Source organism: Streptomyces sp. NPDC054841 (genome assembly GCF_053611045.1).
Genome location: NZ_JBSGZO010000021.1, coordinates 22550 through 45207, shown reverse-complemented (window position 1 = coordinate 45207; position 22658 = coordinate 22550). Strand labels below are relative to the sequence as shown.

The 22658-nt window shown below is 65.6% G+C and carries 15 protein-coding genes and 2 pseudogenes; 2 read left to right on the top strand and 15 right to left on the bottom strand.

Going from position 1 to position 22658, the window contains the following annotated elements:
• From ACWGI8_RS05350 to ACWGI8_RS05310, 9 genes are all read right to left on the bottom strand, one after another.
• Positions 1-377 (bottom strand): ISAzo13-like element transposase-related protein (locus ACWGI8_RS05350; RefSeq protein WP_453658770.1); only part of this gene is annotated, 377 nt, incomplete at its 3' end.
• Positions 378-457: 80 nt separating this feature from the next.
• Entirely contained in the window at positions 458-2095 is a 1638-nt protein-coding gene (locus ACWGI8_RS05345) for an IS200/IS605 family accessory protein TnpB-related protein (RefSeq protein WP_453658766.1), read from the bottom strand.
• The gene (locus ACWGI8_RS05340) at positions 2088-2666 is read right to left on the bottom strand and encodes an IS607 family transposase (RefSeq protein WP_453658765.1); all 579 of its coding nucleotides are present in this window, start codon (positions 2664-2666) and stop codon (positions 2088-2090) included. The genes ACWGI8_RS05345 and ACWGI8_RS05340 overlap by 8 nt, the downstream gene beginning before the upstream one ends.
• Positions 2667-2805: 139 nt before the next feature.
• On the bottom strand, positions 2806-4602 hold the full coding sequence (locus tag ACWGI8_RS05335) for an ABC transporter substrate-binding protein (RefSeq protein WP_453658764.1): 1797 nt from the start codon (positions 4600-4602) through the stop codon (positions 2806-2808).
• Between the two features lie 674 nt (positions 4603-5276).
• Positions 5277-6554 carry a hypothetical protein gene (locus ACWGI8_RS05330; RefSeq protein ID WP_453658763.1) on the bottom strand — a complete coding sequence of 426 codons (1278 nt, stop codon included), beginning with the start codon at positions 6552-6554 and terminating at the stop codon, positions 5277-5279.
• A gap of 539 nt (positions 6555-7093) precedes the next feature.
• Positions 7094-9952: an ATP-binding protein gene (locus tag ACWGI8_RS05325; RefSeq protein WP_453658762.1), complete on the bottom strand. Its 2859-nt coding sequence runs from the start codon at positions 9950-9952 to the stop codon at positions 7094-7096.
• Between the two features lie 451 nt (positions 9953-10403).
• On the bottom strand, positions 10404-11090 hold the full coding sequence (locus ACWGI8_RS05320) for an LPXTG cell wall anchor domain-containing protein (RefSeq protein WP_453658761.1): 687 nt from the start codon (positions 11088-11090) through the stop codon (positions 10404-10406).
• Positions 11091-11287: 197 nt separating this feature from the next.
• Positions 11288-11962, bottom strand: a complete 675-nt coding sequence (locus ACWGI8_RS05315) for a class E sortase (protein ID WP_453658760.1) — start codon at positions 11960-11962, stop codon at positions 11288-11290.
• Positions 11963-12303: 341 nt separating this feature from the next.
• Positions 12304-13194 (bottom strand): glutamate ABC transporter substrate-binding protein, encoded by an 891-nt coding sequence (locus ACWGI8_RS05310; RefSeq protein WP_453658769.1) that lies wholly within the window; start codon positions 13192-13194, stop codon positions 12304-12306.
• Between the two features lie 466 nt (positions 13195-13660).
• On the opposite strand from ACWGI8_RS05310, the pseudogene ACWGI8_RS05305 reads away from it, so the two are divergent.
• Positions 13661-13919 (top strand): annotated as a pseudogene (locus ACWGI8_RS05305) (IS256 family transposase); the annotation flags it as partial.
• Positions 13920-14423: 504 nt separating this feature from the next.
• Here ACWGI8_RS05305 and ACWGI8_RS05300 read toward each other — a convergent pair.
• From ACWGI8_RS05300 to ACWGI8_RS05280, 5 genes are all read right to left on the bottom strand, one after another.
• The gene (locus ACWGI8_RS05300) at positions 14424-15071 is read right to left on the bottom strand and encodes a GTP-binding protein (RefSeq protein WP_453658768.1); all 648 of its coding nucleotides are present in this window, start codon (positions 15069-15071) and stop codon (positions 14424-14426) included.
• Positions 15022-15417 carry a DUF742 domain-containing protein gene (locus ACWGI8_RS05295; protein ID WP_453658759.1) on the bottom strand — a complete coding sequence of 132 codons (396 nt, stop codon included), beginning with the start codon at positions 15415-15417 and terminating at the stop codon, positions 15022-15024. Before ACWGI8_RS05295 ends, ACWGI8_RS05300 begins: the two co-directional genes overlap by 50 nt.
• A 37-nt stretch (positions 15418-15454) precedes the next feature.
• Complete coding sequence (locus tag ACWGI8_RS05290) at positions 15455-15898, bottom strand: roadblock/LC7 domain-containing protein (RefSeq protein ID WP_453658758.1); 444 nt, start codon at positions 15896-15898, stop codon at positions 15455-15457.
• Entirely contained in the window at positions 15889-18501 is a 2613-nt protein-coding gene (locus tag ACWGI8_RS05285) for a nitrate- and nitrite sensing domain-containing protein (protein WP_453658757.1), read from the bottom strand. The genes ACWGI8_RS05290 and ACWGI8_RS05285 overlap by 10 nt, the downstream gene beginning before the upstream one ends.
• Positions 18502-18638: 137 nt before the next feature.
• The gene (locus ACWGI8_RS05280; protein ID WP_453658756.1) at positions 18639-19820 is read right to left on the bottom strand and encodes a hypothetical protein; all 1182 of its coding nucleotides are present in this window, start codon (positions 19818-19820) and stop codon (positions 18639-18641) included.
• Positions 19821-20127: 307 nt separating this feature from the next.
• Between ACWGI8_RS05280 and ACWGI8_RS05275 the strand changes: the two genes are divergently transcribed.
• The gene (locus ACWGI8_RS05275; RefSeq protein WP_453658755.1) at positions 20128-20622 is read left to right on the top strand and encodes a helix-turn-helix transcriptional regulator; all 495 of its coding nucleotides are present in this window, start codon (positions 20128-20130) and stop codon (positions 20620-20622) included.
• 215 nt (positions 20623-20837) lie between these two features.
• Here the strand turns inward: ACWGI8_RS05275 and ACWGI8_RS05270 are convergent.
• Positions 20838-22162: pseudogene (locus tag ACWGI8_RS05270) on the bottom strand (acetyl-CoA C-acetyltransferase).
• Between the last annotated feature and the right edge of the window lie 496 nt (positions 22163-22658).

Sequence of the window (22658 nt, the reverse complement as noted above, 5' to 3'; positions counted from 1 at the left end):
GTCAGCTCGGCAGCGAGCTTCCTGGTCGACTTGGTCGTCCACCGCAGCGGCGACATCGGATCTCCGCGCAAGTCCGGTTCGACCAGCGCCAGCAGCGCGGGCCGCAGCCCCGGATCGATCTCCGCGGCCCTCTTGCGACCACCACCGGGCCGACGCACCCGCCCCAAAGGTTGTTCGCCGGCCTCCAGCTCGTCCATGCCGTTGCGCACCGTCGCCTCGCTGACCTGGGCAGCCCGGGCAACCGCCCGGATCCCACCGTGCCTCAGAAGCCGGGCCTCCGCCCCCATCAGCAACCGCCGCTGCCGCTCGTCGAGATGCGGGAACAACACCTCGAACTTCACCGCGAGTTGATCGCGAAACTCATCAGGTATGCGCATACCACGCCAACGAGCCACATCACGGGAAGCAACACGTTGATTTTCTGCGAGCCCTAAGCGGTTGTGTGCCACTACCGTTCCTAAACAGTGTCCAGGAGTGAGCTTTGTATCCATGTCCCGGAACTGCGCGCATCTCGAACGGTTTTGGATGCGCTGGTCTCCCGCGTTCTCGTTGTCCCCGGCCGGTGGCGTGCATCGTGTGCGCGTTCCGTGACGGGTGGGCGGGTTTCCTCGCGTCCTCGGGTGCCCGGTGCGGCCTGGACGGTCCGATGCCCACGACGATCACTCTGGTCGTCGTGGGGCGGTGTCGTCCGTCGCCGGATCGGGTGCCCGAGGGCGCGTCGCCCGATCGCGATGCTCGCGGCATCGTGTCGGGACATCATTCGTCGCGGGCTGGTCAGTGGCTTGCGCCAGTGCTCGTCGCCCCACATGGAGGTGTAGGCCGGGTCCACCGCGACGATGGCCAGGCCCTGCTCGGCGGCCATGGACACCAGGCGGGCCCGGAGTTTGCCGGTGGGGATGCCGGAGATCAGCTGACGGAACCGCTTCTTGCGGCCGTGTTTCTCGCGGGTCTTCTCCGCGGTGAAGTCGAGGTTCTCGATCCCGATCGCGGTGATGCCGCACCGCTTCGTCCAGTGCAGCAGCCGGGTGATGGCGTGGCGGACCTGGGCGTCACGGTGATCGGCCGTCCCGGACAGGTCGTAGAAGAACCAGTGCGGGTCACCGACGGGGTTGCCGTGGACATCGAGCCGGTAGGCGGCGAAGTGATCGGCGTTCGTATCCACCCCGACCATCCCCGCCGCGCGCGCTGTCTCCAGGGGGATCGTCGTGACCACGGGCTTCTGCCAGGACGCGGTCAGGTACCAGGGCCCGCGGGTCACGTCGAGGTGGATGCGGTAGGCCACTGCCCGATTCGAGCTGATGCGGTCGGCCCACTCGTCGCCCCGGTGCGCGAACGCGACCTTCGAGGCGAGGACGTACCGGCCGTGCTTGGTGTTGGCCAGGTGGGCGAGCAGGGTCGGGAGTTTGATGGAGACCTCGCCGTCCGGGGTGACGCGGATCGTCTCGTTGCCGTACCGCTTCCCGGACTCGCCGTCAGCGGCGAGGAACCAGCGTTCGGCCTCACACCGTTCCAGCCACTTGGCCTCGGACAGTCCGGCTGCGGCGAGGTTGTGGCGGGTGTTCAGCAGGCGCCGGCCCCCGCGCACCACGTGCACGACACCGGCCTCGCGCTCGGCGCGGGCGACGTCGAGGCGGTGCTCCACGACCGCCAGGCGGCGGGACTTCTGGAACCACTCGCTCTTGGACCGGTAGCCGCCTGGGGCCCGCTTGCTGCCCTTCTCCCCGACCGGGAGGGACAGCCGGTGCATCAGCGTCCGCACCCCGACTTCGAGGCCCTGGATATGCGCGAGCTGACCGCGACGCGACAGCGCCCACTGATCATGCGACGCCTTCGTGATCGACCCCGCCCACCGCGACGACGAATCCGCGGTCAGGCCCTGCTTCCGGACCGCCCACGAACCGGCGTCGTGGTCCAGGCCCTGCCCGCAGCGCACGGCCAGATCCCGGGACGCGAGCCGGCCCAGATACTCACCGGCCAGGCGCAGCACCTGCTCGTCGGCGGCGGTGAGCTGCTTGAGGCGGGTCCGTATCGCCACCCCGGACGGGCCGAGCGCGACAAACGGTGCGTCGATGGGGCGGAGCTGCTTCTTACTCATCGGTCGCAGCCGCCTCAAGCGCCTTGCGGGCACGGTTCTTCGCCGACCGACGCCCATACAAACGGGCACAGAACGACGTCAGCACTTCCACCATGTCCCGGACCAGGTCGTCCTCGACCTCGCCCTCGTCCAGCACGACCAGACGCCGGCCCGTATCAGACAGCGCGGCCTCGACCAGCTCCACGTTCATCCGGCCCAGGCGGTCCTTGTGCTCCACCACCACAGTCGTCACCTGCGGGTCAGCCAGCAGACGACGGGCCTTGGTCCGGGCGCCGTTCATGCCCGAAGCAATCTCAGACTCGACACGGACGACCCTGTGACCGGCCTTCGCCGCCCACGCCGACAAGCGGGCCGTCTGCCGCTCCAGGTCCGCCTTCTGATCATGGGAGGAGACCCGGGCATACAGACCGACCCCGCCGGTCACTACGGGTGAGGTGTTCGACTCGATGTTCACCATGATCGTGCGCGGCCCCACTCGCTCCGCAGGGACCGGCAACGTGCCCTCACGGAACCAGCGGTACGCAGTACGCGGGGCGATCCCCTGTGCGCGTGCCCATTCCGTCAGGTTCATACACGCAAAATCATACGACACTCACGATACCTAAAGGACACTCATGGACACTCATTCGAGACCAGTTCCCGACCCCTCTCGGAGGGGTCTGGGGCCCGGGACAGTTACCCCGGGCCCCGTGAGACCGATGACAGCCGAGTTACTGCTTCACGTACAGCTTGGTCGGGTCAATATTGGCGTAGACGTTGTTATAGACCGCACCGCCGACCTTTGAACCGAATATCTGGAACTGCTTATAGAAGACCGTCGGCACTCCCGGCACCACTTCGGTAGCGATGTATTTATTGAGTTTGAACCACTCGTCACCGGCCTTGACCGGATCCGTGATCTTCGAAATCCGATCGATCTCCGAATTGATCCTCGTATCGTCGGTGTGCGAGTAGTTCGACCCACCGTCAGCGATGGTCCGACCATCGAAGAGCGGCGGGATTACGCTGAGCGCACTCGGCCAGTCGGCACCCCACGCGAGTTCGTAGACGTCATAGTCGTTGTCAACCTTGTTGACCACGTCATAATAGGCGCCAGACTCTATTCCCTTGCGCTGGACGACAAAGCCGGCCTTCCTGAGAGGGTCCGTGATCGCGAGCGAGAACTCCCGGCCCTGAGGCCCATCAGGGAAAGCGTACGTAATTTTCGTGTTAAGCTTTCCGGCCTTCTCGAGCAGTTCCCTGGCCTTGGCGGGCTCACCCTCAGGGTGAGCGACTTTACCTAGGAAGTCCGACTTTCGGTAGCCGGCGACGGTCGGGCTGAGGAAGCCGCCAGCGTACTCAGCACCGTAGGACGCGCCCATCGCGGCGAAGGTCGGCTTCGCCGGAATCGCGTAAGCGAGTGCCAGGCGGACATTCTTGTCCTTGATCTTACTCATATTGAAGAGGATCTGGCCGACGGCGGGCTGATATCCGCTTACCGTACGCTTCTTCAGGGCCTGGTTGCGCACCACTGTGGGGATGTTCATCGCGTCGATTGAGCTGGTGAAGCTCAATGCGGTCGCGTCATCGCCGTGGTCAGAGATCACGCGCTTGGTGTAGTGCCCGCCCTGGATGTTGAAGGTGATGTCGAACCTGTCGACGTACTGGTGGCGGGCCGCGTCGGTCTTCGGATCCCAGTGAGAGTTCTTGACCAGAGTCATGGACCTGCCGGACTTGAAGTCCTCGATCCTGTACGGACCAGAAACTACAGGGGCTCTGTCGTACCTCTCTTTGGTGTCCTTCGCTGCAGGCACCGCCGAGTACCCCGCCAGAGCGAGAACGTACGGCAGGTCCAGCCGCGGCTTCTTGAAGTGGAAGATGATGGTCTTGTCGTCCGGGGTTTCCAGGATCGAATCGGGAAGATGTCTGCCTTTGAAGGGGCCGTCCGGCAGTAGCGCACGATAGTCGGCGCCTGTCGTGTCAGCCAGCCACTGCTGTAGGTAGGTAGGGCCGCTGGTGACGAAAGGCGCGAACAGTCTCTCAACGGAGTGACGGATGTCCAGGGAGGTGATGGGCTTGCCGTCCTCCCACGTGATTCCGTCCTTCAAGGTGTACGTCCAGGTCTTCCCGGCATCGGACGGCGTCCCACTGTCCGTGGCCACGTCGCCGATGACCGTGTACTTGCCGTTGCTGTCGAGTTTGTATGTGGTCAGCCCCCGGTGAATCAGGGCGGCCAGCATGACCTGATCATTGGCGTAGATCTGCGCGGGATCGAGGTGGGCAAAGCTGGCGTACTGCAGAACGTTGAGTGTTCCACCGGTCTTGGCACCAGGTACGGGATCAGCCGGGCCGGTCGAGGATGTCGCGCCACCGAAGCTAATCTGCGCCTGCTGCGCGCTAGCGTCGAGTCCGCTGCCGCCTCTCGCGTTTCCCGTCTCGCCACCTCCTCTGCTGCAGGCGCTGAGTACGAGCGCCACTGCAGCGAGCACCACCAGCACAGCACGCGCCCTAGACATCTTGATGATCATGGTTGTAGCTACACCTGCCTGTCCATCGTTACCTGGCTGCTGCCTGACTCATCATCGGTGGGGCGGCAGCCACCCTTCCCATCCGGACACCAGAGCACCGACGTCAGATCGAATGGCTCATCAACTGGTCGCGGATGCAGCCCGCGAACCTTTCAGGATCGTCATCGTCATCACGTTCGCTCATAGTTGACCTCGCGCTTCCCCAGGAGACAGGGCGCCCAGAGCAGCGCGGGGATGCTCGGATGCGGTTTCGAGCGGAACTCTCGCCAGGTAATCAACCCACGTCAAGGGGGCCATGACGTGAGTTCCTACTAACGCGTGGACCTTAAGCCGATATTTCATAGAATGACACATACACCCACTTGACGTAGGTATCATCGAAGCAGTAGGGCGCCCCATTCGCTTTCAGTAAGTGAACGGCCGCCTCGACGACCCGGGGGAAAGGAAGTCGAGACGGCCGAACCCGAGTGGAAGTGGCACTCGGGGATGGGCTGCGCGGACATCTCCTCCACGGGCTGGCGTCCCTGGAACACGCCGCTCAGCTCAGCGGTTCACAGCACGCAGTGGTCGGCCCCACATCTCTTCAGCAGCAACTTCGGACCGCTCGTCACCCACGGGCTTCCGGCGGCCCGCCCGCCGCGCTCCCTAACATGTGCGGGCGTTGCTGCCGGCGCTCAGGCGGTGCAATTCACAGCCGCCTGAGCGGAGGCGATATGAGCATATGTCTTTACAAGACCGTCCCAATCCTGGCCCCTGTTGTGGAGCCGGATAACGAAGGTGTCTCCCTTGACGGGATGGATGCCAGCGCCCAGCCAACGGCCCTGATTGGACGCTTGATTCAGAGAAAACGAGGCGTAGAAGGTGTCGGACTTGACACCATTACGGATGGTGTAGAAGGCCGGTGCGCCGGCAACGGCGGCCGAGTCAGCGGTGGGGATGTACACGCGGACAGAGCAGTGCTTGGAGGCCCTGCCTACCTTGAACCACCACTCGGTGTAGGCGGCCGGGTCGTCTCTCCCTGCGATTCCTGACATCGGCATGGCGTCGAAGGTGCCATTGCAGCCATCACCGTGGTACCCACCTGAACCGACGCCGTACCAGCCGTCCCGGCCCGAACTGTACCGGCCAACGGCCAAATAGCCTGTGGAACCACGGCTGCCGCAACCATAACCTGCCACCCCCAGGAAGGTTGGAGGTTTGACGGGCCCCCGGGTCCGCGCGGGCGGCACAACGACGCTCTTGCCGGACGACGGTGATGACGAGGAGTGGGCCGACTTGATCGGGGAAGGACTCGTCTCGTCGCTGGGATCGGCAGTTGAGCCGCCTCCCACAGTCGTCGCCTCCACACCCTGGGTGGGAGTCGACTTGTCGGAGGGCTTCACTACGGCGCGTCCTGCCAGTGAGGTGTTCTCATCCTCCCGCAGACTGAAGGCGACAAGCATGCCCGCCACCATCACCAGCCCAATCACGCCGGCCGCGATCAGTACCGGGCCGCGCGTAGAACGAATTCGCTGGCGGAAGGACGAACCGCGGCGAGCAGCGGCGGAGTCCGGCTCCTCGTCCTCCCCGTAGTCGTCCTCCACGTAATCGCCCTCATCTCCACCGGAAGCGTCAGAACTCGGCTCGGCCGCCATGGGGACAGGGTCACCCGTGCTGGGTCCGCTGTCAGCCTCCTGCAACTCAAGGAAGAAGTCGTCAGCGTTGCTGCTGGGCGCAGATTCCCCCTCGTCGTCCTCTCCCTGGGCCGGGAGCGCGGCTGCGGTACCGTGAGTATTGCCTCCGGATTCCGACCTGACAGTGGGGCCGACAGGATTGTTCGGTCTCTCTGGCTCGACTGCACCAGCGGTGTCGCCGTCGAGCAGGTCGAGGCCGTCAGGAAGCCCGACCCGGGGCAGAACCAGCCCCCTCCCTTCCTGCTGGGGTGCTCCCCATTCGCTGGTGAGCTCGCTCATCGGTCCTCTCCTCATCGCGTGGGGCCGGCAAAGCGCCGCCGTTACGGCGGGACTCGCTGTCTTCCCGGCGTTACGCACCGGCCCAGTTCACGGTTCAGAAAGCCGGCTTGCGGACCTGCCCGAGCCGGGCACGAAGCCTTCGGGCCCGCCAAGCGCTCAGAAGCTCGACGGGTGTTCGCTGTTGCTGCGGCCTGAGCACTCGCAAGAGTTCCGCGCAATTGGGGAGGTCAACTTCTTTCCCGCACTCAGCGTAACCCGCACCGCCCTGCCCTCCTGCGAGGCCAGCGGCGACCGGGTGGTCACCGTCGCCAGCGTCGGTGGGCATTTCCTGGCTCGCACCGCCCCGTCGGCCGTCGTCCGCCTACCGCGCAGGCCGCCACCATCGTTGTGGAGGCACTCGCAGCGGACGCCACCTTCAAACATCTCCACGCCTGGGGCTGGGCGCGCAAGTCTCCCTCCCCGGACGCCCAAGGTTCACATCTCTGTGCAATACACCTGATACCCGGACCACTCAGACGCCCGCTGACGTACGGACAGGGTCATGCCTGGTTGTGCTGCAGTGCGCCGATGCGGTGGGCGATTTCGGCCCGTGAACGCGCACCGAGTTTGGTGAGGATGCGGGAGATGTGGGTCTGCGCTGTACGGCGGGGGATGCGCATGACCACGGCGATGTCCGGGTTGCTCAGTCCTTCAGCGACCAGCCCTGCGATCCGCATCTCGGTCCCGTTCAGTGGCCCCACCCGGGACCTGGCCGCCCGCCCACGCGCCCTCGCCCCGAGGCGCACCCCGTGCTCCCCCAGCCGTTCACCAAGCCTGCGCAGATCCCAGCTCGCACCTAGTCCCTTGTGAACGGCTGCGGCCTCCGCCGCGACCTCCGCCGCGCGGGAGCGGTCACCAGATGCTGCCAGCAGCACCGCGGCATCCTCCAGGACCTGCCCCAGTTGCGGCGGCCGGCCGGAGGTCCGATACGAGTCCGCCGCTGCCAACAGCGGCTCCGGGTCACCGGAGATCAGACTTTCACAGTGCGCTGATGCATTCTTCCACGGCGACAGCCCCGCATGGGCAGGCAGCGGACGGCAGGCATCAGCGGCCGTCCGGGCCGCGACCGGATCCTCCAGCGCGACGGCGAGACGTACTGCGTCAGGCAACCACCGGTAAGGCCAGTCCGACGCCTCGACATGGCCTGTAGCAAGCAAGGCAAGCAACTCATCCAGGGCAGCACGGGGATCCCCCCGCCGCTCGGCCTCCGCCGAACGGGCCATCACCAGACTCACACCCCAGCTGGTCTCCAGCGCACCGTCCAGCACCCGGCCGGCATGCGGCTCCAGACAGGCCGCAGCCGTAGCTTCGTCGTCGCGATGGACGGCGACCAGCGCCAGCAACCCGTCACTCAGGAGCTGCCAGACCGCCGGCCGTCTGGCCGCGGCCCCCTCGGCTCCTGCTCGCTCCATACCTGCGATGAGATCGTCCCACTTCCCCATCACGTACTGCGCCGGGCCGGCGTGCCTGGCAAACTCGGCGAGCCAGTAGTCACCAAGTGCTTCGGCCTGCTCCAACCCGGCGAAGATGACCTCCTGAGCCTGTTCCAGACGGTCGAGACCTGCGAGTAGCTGCGTACGGAAGCAGTACAGGACATGACGCAGATGCGCGTCCTTCATGTCCGGGCCGAGGATATGCAGCGCCCCTGTGTTGAGGTCGAGCGCCTCTTCGGGCCGGTCGAGGAAGGCAGCAGCTCCGGCCCACTCATGGCGGGCGAAAGCGATCGCGAAGCTGTCATGTGTCGCCCGGCTCAGCCGCTCCGCCTCCTGAGCCTCGACGAGCGCCTCCTCGTACCGGCCCTGCCAGAGCCGGACTCCGCATATGGAAGACAGCAGATCGGCGCGCCATTGCACGGAAACGTCCTCGCGCTGCGCGTGGCCGTGCAACACCCGGTAACTCTCGTCCAGCCGATCTGTGCGCATCAGGATATTGCCGAGAAGCAACGCCGCCTCGGCAGCCGTGTCAGCATGTCCGGTCTCCTCCAGCACCTGGCGCAGCACCGTTTCGGCCTCCTCGTCACGCGGCAAGGGCACGCGGGCCAGTGCGGCACCGTGCCGCAGTCGCAGCACATCGTGGTGCGGGTCAGCGGGATCGGTGCGCTCGCTCACCCGCTTCAACAGCGTGACAGCGGCCTCGGGTACGCGGTCCACCAACCCGATGACGCTGTCGCGCACCCACTGCTCCCCCCATCGGTCCAGGTCCTCACGGGCATGAACAAGATGGTGGGCGACAAGATCCAGCCCGGCTTGCAAGCCGGCCAACACCCGCGCGACATGCAGATGTCTGATTCTGCGATCACCAAGCTTGATGCTCTCGTACAGAGCCTGGCGGATCATCGGATGCCGGAACTCCGGCCTCCTCCCGGCCGCGCTCAGCAGGCCGCAGGAGAGTGCCTCCTCCAGATCCTGAAGCACCCACATCACCGACCGGTCCAGAACGGCCGCCAGATGCTCGGCAGCGAACTCTCCACCCAACACCGCCGCAACCTGCAAAGTCTCCAGCACCGAAGGCTTGAGATACTCAAGATGGGACAGCAGCACGCCATGAAACTCAGCAGGTACCGCTTCCGTCCTGGTATCCATCCCCCCCTCACCACTCGGCACCAGCTGCCCCTGGCTCCGCAACAGATCCACCAACGCCGTGGCATACAGCGGATTCCCCGATGCCCGGTCCAACAACTCCGACAACACCGGCCCCGGACGACCTCCCAACCGCTGAGCCGCCAGCTCCGAGACCTCCTCCCTCGACAGAGCACCCAGCTGATGCACCACCGCCCCGCTACGGCGGACATCGGCGATCAGTAGCTCCAGCTCCTTGACATGGCTGCCCGGCCGATAGCTGCCCACCAGCAGCAACGGAACATGCCGCGCGGCACGCCCCAATCGATGCCACAGCAACAATGTGTGCGTATCCGCCCAATGCAGATCCTCCACCACCACGATGAACGGACCCTTCACGGCCTGCGCGGTCAGGGCCCTGATCAACCGCTCGACCGCGACCGCCCCCGGATCACCCGCCCCCGCACGGCGTTCCTCCAACAAGAGCCGGACCTCCCGCAGCCCATCGGCCACTTCCTGGGGCACGGACGCGTCATTTCCGACGGAGATGAACGGATGCAACGGCGGCGTTGTCCCCTCAAATGGCTGCGCGCTCCACCACGCCACAGTGCAACCTGCCGCCACGGCATCGGCCACACAGCTACGGAGCAGTGCCGTCTTACCCACCCCCGCGTCCGCGCCATACAGCAGCGCGGCCCCCGCCCCCTGGCCCAGGGACTCCACACACTCGCCGAACGCCGCCCGCTCGGCAGCCCGACCAACCAGCGGATCCAGGTTGGAGCACAAGTACAAGGTCGTCATCGAGCCCTCCCCACAGGGCACGGCTGCCAATCCGGGCAGCTCGCGCGCCAACAAGGTATCCGCCCCACAAGCCGGTGAACAATGGGCTCGGAGCACTACCAATACCGCAAGCGCGGACGGCGTGACACCGGTGTGCCCTGCCTCCCCATTTACTTGCCTTGTCGGTCACGATCGCCAAAACACGATCTCGCTGACGGGCGGGTGGTGAGGGGCCAATCGGTGATCTCCATCACCCCGCCACACACCCACCCCGAGTTTCCGTCCGGTCGCCTAACTAACTGCCATTGGCCGTCCGACTTCGGTACCGCGCCACCACGGGAGCCGGTGCCTCCGCCTCCCATCGTCGAAGGCACCACGAACGCCACGGGCCCGCTCATACCGAGGACGAGCATGAGCGGGACCCAGATCCGGTGGAGAAATCACGGAAAGGTGACAGGCAACCTCCGTCTGATCAATCGGCAGTGTCCTGATCAACCAATTCGGGTGAATGCCGGCGGGCGTGGCGGCGGGTGCCGAGGAAGCCGACCAGACCACCTGCGAGGAGAATTGCGCCCGCCACCGCCGCGAGTTCGCCCGTGTTGCCTCCAGTCTGAGCCAGGGAAGGCTTGGTCGGGGTCGGGGTCGGTGTGACAGCCGTCGGCGTCGGGCTCGGGGACCGAGTGGGCGTGGGTGTCTTGGTCGGCGTCGGAGTCGTCCCCTCGCAGAGTGGCACATCACCCACGGGCAGTTCGACGGTCAGCTCAGCCATGCGAAGGGTCCAGGTGTCACCTGGACCGTACCAAGGCGCCGTGACGCGCTCGGTGCCCAGTGGCTCGACGGTGCCGCGGAACTCGACATCATCGCGGCCGTTCAGCCGAAGCGTGTAGTCACCCTCGTGCTTTTCGTGCTTGTTGATGACCTGCAACACCACGTGCTCGGGGTCCACCCGGCACTCGGTCTTGAGGTCCGCCTCTCCCTCGTCCCAGGCGAACGCGCTGCCCGCCGCACTGAACACTGCGAGCACTGCGACGCAGGTGCTGACGGCAATGGTCCTGATGCCGATACTGCTACCCATCATCGGCCTCCTTTGTGGGTATGTGCTGCATGAAGCTGTGGAAATTCGCAGCGAGGCCTGTTCTTCACGACCACGCTTCTTCACTGGCTACGCCGAATTCGAGACGCGAGTTCACACCCGCGTCAGTACTGACGCCGACGAGTTCATCCAGCGACCCCAGGGGCGGATCAGCACTCCAGGCCTACCCCGGGATTGCCGGCACTGCTCTGCCACCAAAGGTGCGAAGCGGACCATTTCGCCGGGTAACCGGTCAAAGCTCGCCCCATGGAAGAAGGTGGGAATCAGCTCTGCTGCAAAGCTGTCGGCTTACCGTCTCCGCGAGGGCGTTCATCCACCAGCCTGCCCCAGACCACCAATCGAAATCGCACGCTGTACGGCGGCGTGCACGTCGTCATGGTGAGGTAGCGCCCAGGGCGTTGAAAACCGGCACCCGCCGGAACCGGGTCGAGCACGGAGACATTCGACGGCGGAGTCTGCTCCAGCCTGCTGGTGATCATATACGTGTAGTAGTACGCAGCGGTCTCGACCACCACTGTGTCGCCCGGCTTGAGACGATCGAGGTTCCGGAAAGGCTCGCCATGCGTGGTGCGGTGGGCGGCCACAGCGAAATTCCCCTTCGGCTCCCAGGGAAATACCCCGTACATGCCCCCCGGGTAGTGTCCCACCTGGCCCTTATCCAGAACGGTGCGTTTGTTAACGCCTTCGGCAATGGGCGCCCGCACGCCCAGGCTTGGGAGGTGCACAATCGCGAAGATCTCACCCGGAGAAGGGCGTCGTGGCAGCTGCGACGCCCCGAGCTGGGGTCTTTCGGCCCACTGCCTGACGATGTCGGCTGTAGCGGCCTCTGTATTACGAGACGACTGGAGTCCGGTCCACCAGACCTCGTAAACCAAGAACAGCGCAACCATCAGCCCGACAGTGATCAGGAGCTCCGCGGCGACGTCGGTGGGCGACACCCGGGGACCCTGATGGCGCCGGTGCCGCCGCCCATGCCGGCCCGCTCGATTCTTGGACGACCGGCTCCTCCCTGCGATCCGGTGACTGCCAACAGCGGCTGCACTCTGCATATTCCTCCCGCGCTCGCTGGTCATGACGCAATCATCGGTGGTGCCGGAGCCAGCCCGTGCGTTTCGTCCAACACCCCTGGAAGCACTCCATGCCCCTTTCATGGCGAGACCTGCGTCCGTCAACTCCTGCAGAACCGGAGTCAGGTGAGCGTTCAGGAATATCGCTCGTCGATTCCTTTGCGCGCATGCCGTCCGAACGGGTCACTGCATGCGGACCACCAAAGGCGGAATCAGTAGCGCTCAACCATCGGGGGCTCCGAGAGAGGGGCGCCTGACTTGCCGAGCGTGGCGTTGTATGCCTTGCTCCAGTAGCCGTCGTGTTCCACGGCCTCGAGCGCGTCGTTGATCGCCTCGCGCAGCGCGCTGTCATCCTTGGCCAGGCCGATACCGTACGGTTCTTTGGAGAATGTCTTGCCAATGACCTTGAGCCGCCCCTCGTGCTGAGCGGCATAGCCCTTGAGTATTGCGTCGTCGGTCGTCACAGCGTCCACCGTGCCCGCCAGGAGCTTGCTCACGCACTGCGCCTCGACTTCGGCAGCGACGACTTCAGCGCCGTACGTTCTGATCTGATCGATCGAGGTTGTTCCGGCCACCGAGCACACCTTCTTTCCCTTCGTCGATTCCGTGCCGGTGATGTCGGAGTTGTCCTTGAGGACCAAGAGGTCCTGGCCCGCAAGATAGTAGGGGCCGGCAAACGAGACCTTCTCCTTGCGCTTCTCATTGATGGTGTACGCGCCGACGAAGTAATCGACCTCACCGCGCGAGATGGCCGTCTCGCGATCGGCCGAGGTGATGGTCTTCCAGGTGATCTGTGATTCTGAGAAGCCCAACTCCGCAGCAACCATCTTGGCGATCTCAATGTCGAAACCCGTGCGGGTGCCAGTTGAACGGTCCTCGTAGCCCAGGAACGGCTGATCGGCCTTCACACCGATCGTCAGTCCGCCACGTGAGATGGCCTTGTCGATTGTCGTCGACCCCTCGACCTTGGCATCGGCATTCACCAGATACCCGGAGCGTGGAGCGCTGCCGTCCGAGCCGGTCAGCGAACCGTCATCCCCGCAACCTGTGACGGTTACAGCCAGCAGCGCGGCCGCCGTCACTACGGCGTGATGATTTTTCATGAACCTTCCCTCCTCGGGCATCGCGCCCATGCGCCGAGGAGACGAGGGCGCCGGGCCAGCATGTGTGCTCGGGAAGCCCCCCAGCGCTCCGGATTACGACGCCCTGTCCACCGAGGTTCAGACATCACAGGGACAGACGGCGCTGGACAGGAATTTCTGCGCCTGCGCGGTGCCGTGAGCAACTCCTCGGGCTGTTGTGCTCCACGATTCGATCCCCCGTCATGAAGAGAACAGGCCGGCAGCGGCACGGGCGAAAGGCCCGCTCGTAAGTGACAACGCCATGGTCGTGCCGTCGGCGGCAAGCTGGTAGGCCCGGGCAATCGCCGTCCGCAGCTGCGCTGGCGAGCAATGCTCAGCACCTGTGGATCGGTCTCGGGTTGGACGCGAAGGGCGTACCTTCCCGAGTGATCGATTCAAGGTCACCGAGTAGGCCCGCGTTCGCAGCGCGGGCCGGAAAGGCACGCCCGTGCTCGACGTAGTCAATGCCGACGTCGGTCACCCCCGAGCGGCCCCCTGATCGACGAGATCGTCCGTGCAGGGGCGAGGCGGATACTGGCCGCTGCCCTGGCGGCCGAAGTCAATGCCTACATAGCCGAGTTGGCTTACCGGCGGGACGGGAACGGCCGCCGTCTGGCGGTGCGCAACGGTTATCTCCAGCCCAGTCGGTGACCACGGCCGCCGGGCCGGTGGCGGTGAAGGCCTCGCGGATGAACGACAAGCGCATGCTTTGGCCTGGGTAACCAAACGGAAGTCGGAGAGCGTGAGGCGCCTACTCAGACCGGCCACCTTCTGATCAGCCGAGCGGGGTCGGTACGGAGCATTTCGACTATGCGATCCACAACCAAGGTCTCGGGCGGGTCCTGCCGATAGTCTTCGGTCGGCGGAGGGGTTGGTTTACCGTCCTTGTCCACCGGCCCAGCCCCCGGCGGGAGGGCCGCGATGGCTCGACACTGTGCCCGTGGCACGTCGGGCCCCTCCAACCGGACCGTCTCCACCTCGCCCGAGTCCGCACTGACCCGGAACCCCGATGCGTCGTCGCCGCAGACCCCGATCAGTAGCAACGTCATTCCAGGCCAGCGACGCGCGACGCGCTGTGCGGCAGCGAGCAAACCCTCCGCCGCCAGTCGGCTCTCGACTGGAATGCGGCTCGGCTCCGCCGCCAGCTCATCGAAGCGACGGTGCCACCGCTCCAGTCTCTCCAGACGTTCGAATGAGTACACAGTCGCTCCTCATACCTCTTGCCCGGAGGGGCTCTCGGGATCAGCATGGTGCAGCGCCTCCCGGAGCACCGCCAGCAGTGCGTCCCGCACCGAGCGCCGGTCCCGGGCGTCGAAAGCAACCACAGGAACATTCGACTCCACGTCCAGTGCCCATCTGACGGCTTCGATGTCATGCTCGAGCAGACCGTCGAATAGGTTGACGGCAACGACGAATGGCAGCGACAACTCCTCGAAGTAGTCCACAGCGGCGAAGCAGTCCTCGATGCGTCGGCTGTCCACGATGACCATGGCCCCGATCGCTCCTCGCGCCAGGTCATTCCACATGAATCCGAAGCGGTCCTGGCCCGGTGTGCCGAACAGGTAGAGCTTCAGACTGTCGTCGACAGTAATACAGCCAAAGTCCATGGCAACCGTGGTGGTCACCTTGTTCGGGGTCTGGCTGGAGTCGTCCACGCCGGCAGCAGCTTCAGTCATGCGCGCCTCGGTGGTAAGCGGCGCAATCTCGGAGATGCTGGCCACCGTCGTAGTCTTACCCACCCCGAAGCCACCGGCGATGACGATTTTTACCGGAAGTGGTGCACGTCGCGCGGACCCTTCCGGTCGCGCACTAGCAGTAGGATTCGAGTGCACTGATGATCCTCTTGATAGTGACGGCATCACGCGATGCCTCGAAGTCGGGAAGGTAAACAGCAAGGCACCCACTCGTGTGAAGGTCCCCGACCAACACCTGGACAACGTTCAGGTGCAGTCCGAGCAGCGCTGCGGCCTCCGCCAGGGACTTCGGCTGCGCGCACAGCTCGACGATGGCACAGCACTCGGGACTCAGCAGCCGCGTCCCGTTACGCCCGATCAGTGTGGTGAGCACCTGGGTCTCCAGGGCCAAGGGGTCCTCGTCGGGGCGCACGCGGCCCGCGGTCAGTAGGAACGGTCGCAGTCGGGGTGCTACGGGTTCGGGAACGCCTGACTCCACCGGTCTGCGACGTCGGGACAGGTACGGGCGCATATTGGTGACTCCTTACCACCAGCAATCGCTCTGCGCGTCACAGCTGAGCGAAGTTCTTGAGTTCGTTGATGAGCTGGGGGGTCAGAACCGCTCCGGCCTGATTGGCGAAGAGGGTCATCTCGTAGGCGATGGTCCCCAGACTGGCGGACTTGGCTGCGATCACTGCGAGCACGGACGCAGCGCCCACCGCCATCACCAGCAGATATCCCTCCGCCAGATCGACGATGACCTTATTCAAGGGCCCGAGCCCGAAACTTCCCGAGGCTCCACCCGCTAGGCTCGTCATCCCAGAGACGATGGCAGCCAGCCGGTCGGAGTCCGCTCGTTCACGTGATCCCGACGCAGCGATGAGCAGTCCGTCCGAGGAGACGGCGATCGCGTCGGCAACGCCGCTCGTCCGGCCCGCGAATCTATTCAGCAGCCAGGTGAAGTCCCTGGCCTCTGTGCTGAGATCGTGAGACTGCTTGCTGTTCAGTTCCATCTTCCGTCCTCCGGTCCGGTTTTCTCCGTAGGCGAGGTCAGGGCACGTGCGACGCCTGCCTCGAACTCCTCGATCTCGGTACGTGCCACCTCAGGATCCGCCTGTGCCGTGGGCGAGTTCAGCCCGCGGGCCAGGGTGAGCCCTGGCGGCAGATTGGCGCCCCGCACCCTGCGCACCAGCCCCTGACTCTGCTGCTCGGATGCCGCCGGCGTCCGGTGCTGCCCGCGATCCTCACTGGGAGGCGCTGACTGTCGCTCATTGGCGCCGTGCGTTGACGCCATCGGACCGGGGCGGCGCTCCCGGGGACGTACCAGGGCCAGGGACTCAGGCCGGAGCACCGCGGCCGCCGCGGACCGCAGTACGCGAAGACGCACTGACTGTGACAACTGTCCGCCCGCGGCAACGGGCAGCGTTCCGGGGGCAGCGGCATCGGGAAAGGTAGCGCGCACCGCCTGACGTGCCTCGAGAAGCGGTGACTCCTGACCAGGGGCCAAGGTCAGTTCGCCTGGAACGGGGTCGCTGCGGGCTTGCAGCTCCCCGGCTTCGAACTGCTCGATCGCCTCTCGTACGGCGTCGGCATCGAAGGAAACGGGCTGCGGCCGATCAGGGACGGCGCAGCTGGTGTTCCCCTGCCCCGCCCACGTGCCCAGCCGCGCACCGCGCTGACGCCTGCGCAGGTTTCCCGGTCCGACGGAATCGTGCGGGTACTGAGTCGACGGTGGTGCGCCCAGGTGTGGCAGCTGAGGCGGCTCCGCCGTTGCGGGCGGGGACGTGGAAGCCTGGAGCGGCGGCGGTCGTTCAGGGAGGTGGACCCTTGTGGCCTGTGACCTCGGCCTGAGATCAGTCCGGGGAAGGGGGGCGGCCGGCACCTGGTCCAGCAGGTAGCGGCCGGGGATCTTCACGTGCGCGGTCACACCTCCGTTCGGTGTGTTCCCGAGCCTGATCTCGATTCCGGTCCGGCGGCTCAGTCGCCCGACCACGAAGAGTCCGAGCACATCCGTGGGAGCAAGATCGAGGCGCTCTCGGCGTACGAGTCGAGCATTCTCCTGGGCTAGTTGCTCAGGGGACATCCCGACCCCGTGATCGACCAAGGCCAGCCTGAGGCCGTCCTGGGTGACCTGTCCGTAGACCTCAACCTGGGTGGTGGGAGGCGAGTACGAGACCCCGTTCTCCAAGAGCTCCGCAAGCAGCAGGACCAGCGTTGGGCCAATATCGGGGCGAAGCAGGGCCGCAGGCGGTCCAGCCAGCGTGACACGGGTGTATTCCTCGATCTCGGCAAGTGCCGAGCGGATGACGTCGACGACCTCAAGTGGTTCCGAAGCGACGACCGGTTCAGCAGAGCCCGAGAGGACGACGAGGCTCCCCGCGTTGCGGCGCAAGCGGCTCGACAGGTGATCCAGGCGGTACAGCCGCTCCAGCAGATCGGGATCGGTGGCGTCTTTCTCCAGTGCGTCAATCAAGGCTATCTGGCGCCCGGTCAGATTCTGCGCGCGCCGCCCGATACTGCGGAACATCGATGCGACGTTCCGGCGGCTCTGAACCTGGCGCTCCAGCAGACGGGCAGCTGTCACCTGCACCTCGTCGAGTGCACGCGCCAGCTCACCGATCTCATCGGCGGAGGAGATCCCTACGGCGGCCAGTTGCGCAGGAGCACCATCCTGCTGTTCGTCGTCGGCCACGCGAGCCAGCTCAGCCTGGGCAACCTCCGCGACCTCCCGCGCTGCCTCAGTCAGCCGCTGGAGTGGGAACGCGATCGATCGGCCCATGGAGACAGCCAGAAGGAACACGCTGCCCGCAAGCAGCGACACAACTGTGGCCACAATGAGCGCGACAGTGAGAGCGCTGGACGCTTCGCGTTCGGCATCCCTGACCACATCTCGAACGATCTTGTCTTCGATCATGAGACGCAACCGGGCCTGTGCACTGACCATGTCGAAGAGTTCGCTGACCAACTCGGCCGGCTGGCTACGAGGTGGGTGCCCTCCCTCGGAGGCGGCGGAGATCACAGCAGCCAGGGCGTCAACACGTTGCGCCGTTGGCCCACCCGTGGCGAGCTTGAACAGGTCGACGTCTTCGGGCGCACCCAGCAAGAGAAAGCGGGAGGCATCGGACCTACCTGTCTCCGCCCGGGCTTCGGCGCGGGCCAGCGAGTCAGCGCGTGAGCTCGGCTCAGCGGCCGCGACCAGCAGATGGGCGCCTTTGCTGCTGCTGGCCAGGTTGCTGAGCAGGAGTGCCTCGAGCGCGGCACGTCGGCCGGCCGTCGCATCCTGGATTTGGCCTGGGTCGTACAGGCCCAGACTGCCGATGAGCGATCTGATGAATGTCTGGAACGAGGTGTTCACGGCATCCGGACCGATCGATCGCTGCAGGATTTGGGACCGCAGCGACGTCAGCTTCTTCAGGTCGTCCAGCGCTGCTCCCACACGCGGGGGAGTTCGGCCGCCCTCGAGCGAGCGGAGGATGTGTGCCTGGTTGTCGACTGCGGCCGATTGCTGGACCACCCGGGAGGGATGACTCCACCGAAACGCGACATAGGTCACCGACAGCAGTTGCTCCTGCTGCAACTGCTCGATGAGCAGATTGGCCTGGCCGACGCTGCGCATGAGCGAAGCTGTCGCTGCAGCGCTGCGCGCGTCTGCGACCTGCCGCCACACGACGGGAGTCGACGTGAGCAGCAGCGCCGTTGTGGGAACCAGGACGAGGACCCTGAGTCTTTGACGGACAAGCAGCCTACGGAAGATCATGTCAACTCTCCCTGCCTAGGTGCGGCTTCGGCAAACGATCCAGCGCCCGCGCTCCCTGGCGGCAACCACTTCGGCTTGCTCGCATCTGCGGAGGACTCCCGCTGCGCGTGGGCATGCCGCGCGGAACGGTGCCGGGCCTCGATCGTCGTAGGGGCGTCGTCCGCGTCCTTTTCCACCGGTGTCGGAGTGCTGTAACGCAGAGCGGTCCACAGCAGCCCCGTTCCGATCAGTAGACAGCCGCCGGAGCCGGCGAGCGTCCCGAGCCGCGTGGCTCCGATGTCTTGCTCCCTCATCTGCAGAAGCTTGTCGAGTTCGACAAGCCCGGCCTCGTCCAGCTCAACGATGGTGTCTCGAAGCTCCTGCCGAGACTCTGCGAGCGCAGCGGCCTTGGGAAAATTCGCGGGGGCGTCTACCAAGGAAGTGTCGGGCGCCAGAACAGCGGCCGCCTTGCTGAAGCCGTCAACTTTGCCCAGCAGAGCGGGGCCCAGGGAGCCACTGGACGTGGAGGTGAAGCTCTTCCGCAGGCCTGTCCCGACGGAGTCCGCGTTCCTCGCAATCTGGTAGCGCAGAGCAAAGATCTGGTCGCGGTCGGGGATGCCCTTCTTGCCGCCGGTCTCGGTCAGGTGGACCAGGTCAGCCAGGCGCCCGGCGTCCGTAAGGATCAGGGGCAACTTCAGCGAGAGGGTATCCATCATGTAGTAGCTGTCCAGACCCGGGTCGAGGATGAGGTTGGAGTTGTCGTTGACCTTGATCAGCAACTGCGTGACGAGGTCGACGACGATGGCGTAGTCCCGGTAGGCCGTGCGGCCCGTCTCGTCATGGCGTTCCAGCGCCTCGGCCCTCGGACGCAGATCCGCCCACAATTGGTTCACCTGCAGCTTTTTGCCCTCAGCAAGGTCAACGCCGTCCACAGCAGAGATCGCCGCGGTGAGCCTCTTCGGCGAGCGCGGACGGCTCTGAACAGCTGCCGACTGTTCGTCGGCCAAGACAGCGAGCAGACGGGTCAGGGGCCCCAGGTAGCGCACACCGCGGCGCTCCGCCTGCACGACCGACTGGTCGGTGCCGGTGCCTTGCAGCACTCCCCCGACTGTCAGAGCCAGGGGAATGACCAGCGCCACCGCGGCGCCGAGCACGATCCAGAACCTTTGCCTCTGCCGCCCCTTGCTGATTCGCGCCATAATCCCCTACCGAATTCCTAAAGCCGAGCCGACCGCGGTGGTGGCTCGGATGGTTCAACGGCCGGCTCGGCTGGCCGGTTCACGCTGATCACATGCCAATGCCGCTGCAGGCATGTGCCCGGGGGATGAACCACGCTCCGAAAGCGAGCGTTGAAGGAGGTAGCGATCGGGGAGCTAGAGCTCGGCGACCACTGCTGCGTCGTGTCATCGGCGGACGTATCCGGCTCAAGCGGCGCGCCGGTCCGTGTCAATTGATGCAGCCAGAGCGAGCCCGCGTGTACTGCCGGTCGGCTTCACGACGGGACAGATGAAGGGGCCCAGAATGACAATCGGCAGTCAGGCACCGCAGGCGGACAAGGCATCGCTGCGGACGGCTCCCGGCCGGTGCGACCATTCCGGATCCACCCATGTGTCCTGCGAGGACGTGGTACAGGTGCTGGGTGCGTGGGCCGAGGTCCACGCACCCTCCGCCACGATGAGTCAGCTCAGGGATCTGGCCATAGCAACCGTGCAGGCAGCATGGGGCCAGGCGCTCACCAGTCCCTTGCCGGGATCCCTGACGGCGCGGCCGCAGTCGCGCGGAGTTAGCGGTAGATTGACTTCCCGTCAGATCATGCTGCTGCGGTGTTTGGCCCGCGGATGGGGAAACCGGGAGATCGGCGAAGCCGTGTCGGTGGCCACCGACACGGTACCGAACCACATAAGGGCTCTCTGCAGGGCCATGTGCGCAGCCAATCGAACGCACGCGGTGGCTCTTGGTTTCAGTCGCGGGCTACTGGTCCCCCACGACCTGGACGCCTGATGCTGTGACTGGGAGGGTTGGGGGTCGAGTGAGAACAGACCACAGAAGCGGGCCCCCACCTGCCCAGGTCCGCGGGCAACTTTCAAGCCCACCGACGCCACCGGCTCGGTCCAGGCCGCCCGGCCGACTCGCCCGCAGCCCTCACCACCGGGGGTGGACCTCCTGGTTCGGCAACGCTGCCAGCCCGCCGATGCTGGGGCGGGGTCGGCCCTGCATCACACCCTGGCAGACAAGTCGACACTCGGGTCGGGCCGTTCGAGTATGGCCGTCACCCCCTGGCCGCCCGCCGTGCAGAGGGAGATGAGACCGCGGCCGGTCCATTGCGCTCTGCCAGCAGCTTGGCGAGGGTCGCGACGATCCGTGCGCCCGTCGCCCCATATGGGTGCCCCGTGGCCAGCGAGGAGCCGACCACGTTGAGCCGGCCCCTGTCCACCGGTGCGAGGCCGTGCTTCTCCCAGGCGGCGAGGGTGGCCAGCACCTGCGAGGCGAACGATTCATGGATCTCAAACAGGTCGAAGTCCTCGATGCCGAGCCCGGCCCGCTCGAGCATTCGTGGCACGGCATAGACGGGCGCCATCAGCAGCCCGTCCTGGCCCTCGACGAAGTCAACCGCAGTGGTTTCACAGGCCGTCAGGTAGGCGAGTGGCTCCACGCCGCGCTCATGCGCCCATTCCTCGCTCGCGAGCAGCACGACCGCGGCGCCGTCCGTGAGTGGGGTGCAGTTGCCCGCCGTCATGGTTGGCTCGTCGTAATCGAGGCCGAACACCGGCTTCAGCCGGGCGAGCCCGTCGGCAGTGGAGTCGGGACGGAGATTCTGGTCCCGGGTGAGACCTCGGAATGGCACCACCAAATCATCCAGGAAACCGCGCTCGTACGCGGTCGCGAGCCGCTGGTGGCCGACCGCGGCCAGGGCGTCCTGCTCCGCGCGGCCGATCCCCCACTGATCAGCCGTGCGAGCGGCGTGCTCACCCACCGACAGGCCGGTGCGTGGCTCGGTGGGTCTGGGAATCGAGGGGATGAGGTGCCGCGGCCGGATCCGGGCCAGTTCGCGCAGTCGTGCGCCCGGAGTCTTCGCCCGCCGAGTCGAGTAGAGGATTCGGCGCAGCCCTTCGTGCACGCTAAGGGGCATGTCGCTGGCGCTGTCGACCCCGCCTGCGACACCGCACTCGATCTGGCCCAGAGCGATCTTGTTGGCGACGATGATGACGCCTTGCATGCTGCTGCCGCATGCCTGCTGTATGTCGTAGGCGGGGGTACGCGGATCCAGCGCGCTGCCGAGGACGCTCTCGCGGGCGAGGTTGAAGTCCCGGCTGTGCTTGATGGCCGCTCCAGCTACGAACTCGCCGAGCAACTGGCCGCGCAATCCGTACCCTTCGACAAGGCCATGAAGGGCAGCGGTGAGCATCTCCTGACTGCTGACAGTGGCGTAGGGCCCACCGGCACGGGCGAAGGGGATTCGGCTGCCACCGATCACCGCGACCCGCCGGACGTTCGATGCGAGCAGTCCGGTCGACGGACGCAAGGGGGTACGGTAACTCATCGCAACCACCTCCTGATAGCGGTGAGGATCAGTCAATTTACGCCGACCAGCTGGCGTGGCCAATTCCTTACGTCGCCTTCATTTATTGAACGCGGAACTTGTCCACTCCCCGGGCGTGCCGGCTCAACCGCGCGCGGCTCGATGCAACCGCCCGGGAAGGCGGCCTGCCTCGACATAGCCTGCTGGAGGGGTCACGGTCAGACGACCGCACACAGCTCTCCCAGAGTTTCAACGAAAGTTGCGATGTTGAAACCTTGACGAGACGCTTGCCGGGGACTCTAATGCTCACGCGCAACCCACTCCCTTCAAGCCACCCAGGCCTGCGGCTCAATACCACTCGAGCACACCCTCCGGAGGCCCAGCGACGGCTAGTCATGACCAACTCTCCCTCGGAGGAAGCCGATGTGGACGGCAGCACATGAGGCTGAGTCCGGCCAGGACGCTCTATGCACCGGAGCCGGACCGGAAGCCAGACGATCTCCCAACCATGTTCCGT

Coding starts and splice junctions, on each gene's coding strand:
- ACWGI8_RS05290 (WP_453658758.1), bottom strand. CDS start 15,898: ATGGAACTGAACAGCAAGCAGTCTCACGATCTCAGCACAGAGGCCAGG.
- ACWGI8_RS05345 (WP_453658766.1), bottom strand. CDS start 2,095: ATGAGTAAGAAGCAGCTCCGCCCCATCGACGCACCGTTTGTCGCGCTC.
- ACWGI8_RS05285 (WP_453658757.1), bottom strand. CDS start 18,501: ATGCGCAGCGTCGGCCAGGCCAATCTGCTCATCGAGCAGTTGCAGCAG.
- ACWGI8_RS05325 (WP_453658762.1), bottom strand. CDS start 9,952: ATGACGACCTTGTACTTGTGCTCCAACCTGGATCCGCTGGTTGGTCGG.
- ACWGI8_RS05295 (WP_453658759.1), bottom strand. CDS start 15,417: ATGCGCCCGTACCTGTCCCGACGTCGCAGACCGGTGGAGTCAGGCGTT.
- ACWGI8_RS05310 (WP_453658769.1), bottom strand. CDS start 13,194: ATGAAAAATCATCACGCCGTAGTGACGGCGGCCGCGCTGCTGGCTGTA.
- ACWGI8_RS05275 (WP_453658755.1), top strand. CDS start 20,128: ATGAAGGGGCCCAGAATGACAATCGGCAGTCAGGCACCGCAGGCGGAC.
- ACWGI8_RS05335 (WP_453658764.1), bottom strand. CDS start 4,602: ATGATCATCAAGATGTCTAGGGCGCGTGCTGTGCTGGTGGTGCTCGCT.
- ACWGI8_RS05280 (WP_453658756.1), bottom strand. CDS start 19,820: ATGGCGCGAATCAGCAAGGGGCGGCAGAGGCAAAGGTTCTGGATCGTG.
- ACWGI8_RS05340 (WP_453658765.1), bottom strand. CDS start 2,666: ATGAACCTGACGGAATGGGCACGCGCACAGGGGATCGCCCCGCGTACT.
- ACWGI8_RS05300 (WP_453658768.1), bottom strand. CDS start 15,071: ATGCCGTCACTATCAAGAGGATCATCAGTGCACTCGAATCCTACTGCT.
- ACWGI8_RS05330 (WP_453658763.1), bottom strand. CDS start 6,554: ATGAGCGAGCTCACCAGCGAATGGGGAGCACCCCAGCAGGAAGGGAGG.